Here is a 3,411-nt window from a genome sequence, read left to right on the forward strand (position 1 = left end):
CATAATATTCCTAGAGATACAATAGTAAGACGATACCAAAGAGGCTTAAATAATTTTTTTGAACTTTATTTGCCTTTGGCTGACCGTTGGATTGTTTATGATAATAGTATCCAGAGAACAAAAATTGCTGAAAAGCCTAAGATTCAATCTATTGTTATTTACCAGCCTGATACCTGGCAAAATATTCTTTCTTCTACCAATCTATGACTAATCCTATTCCTGATAAATTGTCTACTCTCTTTGACCCTATTGTCCAAGAAGCTGTTGACGAAGCGATCGAACAACATCGCACTCTAGGTCACGCCATCGCTCAATCTGACGAAGATGGCAATGTCGTTGAAATTCAACCCAAAGACATCATTCCTTTAGCCCAAAAGCTCAAACAAAGACAACAAAAAACCTCACAAGTTTCTTGAATACTTATTTGCAGATAATTATTATTTAAAATTCACTGATATATTACGATCGCTCTTATTACAGCTTTTTAGCTGAATAGGAGCTTTTTTTTGCTTCTCACTCTATCTATTTTTACCCTTATAAAACTTTTTTGGCTTTTTTCTTGACATTATTATAAAGGTATTGTTATTATATAAGAGTAGAGCAAAGGAAAAAGCGAAACACGATTTTCAACTCTACAAATTAAAAACCTCTGAAGCTGTTACGAGCAGCAACAAAGGCATATCCATTACCTTATTACGAGTAAGACAATGATTAATAGCATTTTAACTCAACCTACCGTTTTCGAGTTCACTTTCAAACTCTACAGTTCCGCTGATGACGACACTCAAACCTTAACTGCTGCCTTTTCTTCTTTCCCTTCACCCAAAGACTGGCAACAATGGTTATCTGGTTGGACAAGCTGTGGTTATTCTCTCAGCACTGAACCCGTTCTAATCCATACTCTTTAAGCATCTAACAAGCGATTGCCATCTGTTTGCGCGATCGCTCTTATACTTCCCTTCAATTATCAATTGCTAACCCTTATTTCTTTTCAGGTACACAACTATGATTCAGGCAATTATTTCCATTCTCAAAGCTACTGGTTTAAATGTTGAAGCTGAAGATCGAAGCGGGATAAAACTTCGTGGCTTTTTCAAAAACCAATCGATTGTAATTTGTGCTGACCACTATCGTAAAGAAATCTTGTTTCTCAGCACTTCTTTAAACGAACGACGCAATTACTCCTACGATGAGTTTTTTCTAAAATTCTGCTCCTAATTCTTCTCTCAAGCGATCGCCATTCAGAGTGCGGTCGCTCCCCCGTTTCAATTATCGATCGCTAATCCTCAGTCTCTTCAGATAGTAAACACAAATGACTACTTCTAAAACCAAAACTCAAACAGCAGCTACAAAAGTAGCACCTCGCATCATCAACGTTACCGAATCTATACCCGATATTACTGCTAATTTAGTGGTTGATTCAGAGCATTATCTATTACCATCGCCTCTTTTTGAAGGAGTTCTTTTTGATGCTTTAAATGACTTAATCGATAGATTTGCTCAAAATCCCAATCAATATTTAGAACCCCAGCACTATCAAAAAATCGACCGTATTGCCCAAGAATATCTCGAATCTTAACTGACATCCAAGCAAAAACGCGATCGCACCCTCCCTTCATTCTTTTCTCATACCTATCGTTTCAGGTACAAAACTATGATTTCTCAGCCCAAGCTCAAATCTACTATTTCTGTCAGCACTTCCAAGGCTACCGTCTATACTGCTCGTGACTTCTCAGGCTATACTTTGCAGCATCTTAAAGCAATGTACCCTCATTCTTGGCAAGAGGCAGCCTTTTATTTTGGCATTAATTCCACTATCTCTACTGAATCTGAAGTTAGCGAAATTAAGCAGACTGCAATTAAACAACAAATTTGGGACTTTTTTCCTACCCCAACAGATGCGATCGCTAAAATACTTGAAGTTGCTCAACTCGATCCTAAACATCTAGTTCTCGAACCTTCGGCGGGTTCTGGCGATCTTGCTTCGGCAATCGCTGCTTCTGGAATCGAAAAAATTGATTGTTTTGAGCTTCAACCTTTGCTGCAAAAGGCTCTGAAGCTTCAAGGATTTAATCTTATTGGTACTGATTTTCTTACTAGTTCGCCTCAACCTATTTATGATCGCATCCTGGCTAATCCTCCCTTTGGTAATAATGGCGTTACCCGTCACACACAGCACGCATATAAATTTCTCAAACCTGGAGGCAAATTAGTCACACTTGCCCATCATTATCAACTTCAACCCAGCAAGAGAGATCGTGACTTCTTTGACTGGCTCAAGTCTGTTCAGGCTCGTTTCCTTAACCTCAGTCGTGCTTTTCAGAAGAGCGATCGCCCTACCTCTGTTCCCATACAGCTTATCGCCATCGATAAACCTGCTTGATTTTATTTATTCAAGAATCAATATTCTACTTTCAATATTCAATATTCTTGATTCTTGATTTTTTTCTCAATCCTCATTTCTTTCCAAGTAAAACCATGAACCATCAAGACTTCTCAACTTCTCTCCGCTTAATACAGCTTCAACTTGATTTAGCTCAGGAAGAGTTAAAACAGCTTCGTTCTTCTCGTCGTTCTCTTATACATTTTCTTTCTCCCCTCTTATTAACTTTCTCTGTTTTGTTACTTTTTCCCCACACTACTGCCAACGCCATTAGTAGTTCTGTTTCTTCTCAAGAGGTTACAAATCATGCTTTCTAATTGCTCTCAGTGCCAGTATTTTGACCACCAACCAAACCACAAAAATGACATTCGCTGCGCTATTGCCCCCGCTTATACCTCCATGTGGCAAAAGCTTAAATCTCTCGATAAATCTACTATTAACGCGATCCCTGTTGACTCTTGTCGTGATTTTGACCTTGATTCTCGTTTGAAGAAAAAAGAAATCAATCTTCCTCTTACTTGGAAGCAGTGGCAACGATTGATCCGCGATTACGACCATCCTCAAAGTATCGAGAATGCTCTTGATAATAAGCTTTTTGAGCATTCCTTATCTTTAACTATCGGTGATTGGCAGGCGATCGCTAATTCTTCCTGCGATCGCCATTTAGTTAATACTTTGGCACAACAGGGAATTGAACCCGATGAATCTCGCTGGATTGAGGTCGATTCTTCTTGTATTGAGGCTGTCCGTTTCGATCGCTTGAAGTCTTCTCTCTTTGTGCGCTTTCATTCCCAATCTGTATATTTGTACGAAAATTTTCATCCTCGGCTCTTTGAAGAGTTTGTCGATTCTTCTTCTAAAGGTCAGTTTTTTCACCAGCAGATCCGTGATCGATTCCCCTATCGCCAAATCCCCTAACTTTTCAAGAATCAAGATTCTTTGTTCTTGATTCTTGATTTAACTTCATTACCTAATACTATGTCCAATTCTTCTAGCCCTTACACTGAAACCATTACCGATCTTCTACA

The 3,411-nt window shown here is 38.8% G+C and carries 7 protein-coding genes and 1 pseudogene; all 8 read left to right on the forward strand.

From position 1 onward, the window contains the following. Window positions 1–207 (forward strand): annotated as a pseudogene (locus I4641_RS23475) (zeta toxin family protein); the annotation flags it as partial. Then, window positions 204–416: a hypothetical protein gene (locus I4641_RS23480; RefSeq protein WP_229643008.1), complete on the forward strand. Its 213-nt coding sequence runs from the start codon at window positions 204–206 to the stop codon at window positions 414–416. The pseudogene I4641_RS23475 and the gene I4641_RS23480, both read left to right, overlap by 4 nt. Before the next feature lie 291 nt (window positions 417–707). Next, window positions 708–908 carry a hypothetical protein gene (locus I4641_RS23485; protein ID WP_229643009.1) on the forward strand — a complete coding sequence of 67 codons (201 nt, stop codon included), beginning with the start codon at window positions 708–710 and terminating at the stop codon, window positions 906–908. Between the two features lie 97 nt (window positions 909–1,005). Beyond that, window positions 1,006–1,218 (forward strand): hypothetical protein, encoded by a 213-nt coding sequence (locus I4641_RS23490; protein WP_229643010.1) that lies wholly within the window; start codon window positions 1,006–1,008, stop codon window positions 1,216–1,218. Between the two features lie 94 nt (window positions 1,219–1,312). Then, window positions 1,313–1,579, forward strand: coding sequence for a hypothetical protein (locus I4641_RS23495; RefSeq protein WP_229643011.1), 267 nt, complete (start codon window positions 1,313–1,315; stop codon window positions 1,577–1,579). 75 nt (window positions 1,580–1,654) lie between these two features. Beyond that, window positions 1,655–2,383, forward strand: a complete 729-nt coding sequence (locus I4641_RS23500; RefSeq protein ID WP_229643012.1) for a class I SAM-dependent methyltransferase — start codon at window positions 1,655–1,657, stop codon at window positions 2,381–2,383. A gap of 95 nt (window positions 2,384–2,478) precedes the next feature. Further along, the gene (locus tag I4641_RS23505; protein ID WP_229643013.1) at window positions 2,479–2,700 is read left to right on the forward strand and encodes a hypothetical protein; all 222 of its coding nucleotides are present in this window, start codon (window positions 2,479–2,481) and stop codon (window positions 2,698–2,700) included. Beyond that, complete coding sequence (locus I4641_RS23510; RefSeq protein WP_229643014.1) at window positions 2,690–3,301, forward strand: KTSC domain-containing protein; 612 nt, start codon at window positions 2,690–2,692, stop codon at window positions 3,299–3,301. Before I4641_RS23505 ends, I4641_RS23510 begins: the two co-directional genes overlap by 11 nt. Window positions 3,302–3,411 lie beyond the last annotated feature (110 nt).

Origin of the sequence: Waterburya agarophytonicola KI4, from assembly GCF_020640915.1 — a bacterium.
GTDB lineage: Bacteria > Cyanobacteriota > Cyanobacteriia > Cyanobacteriales > Xenococcaceae > Waterburya > Waterburya agarophytonicola.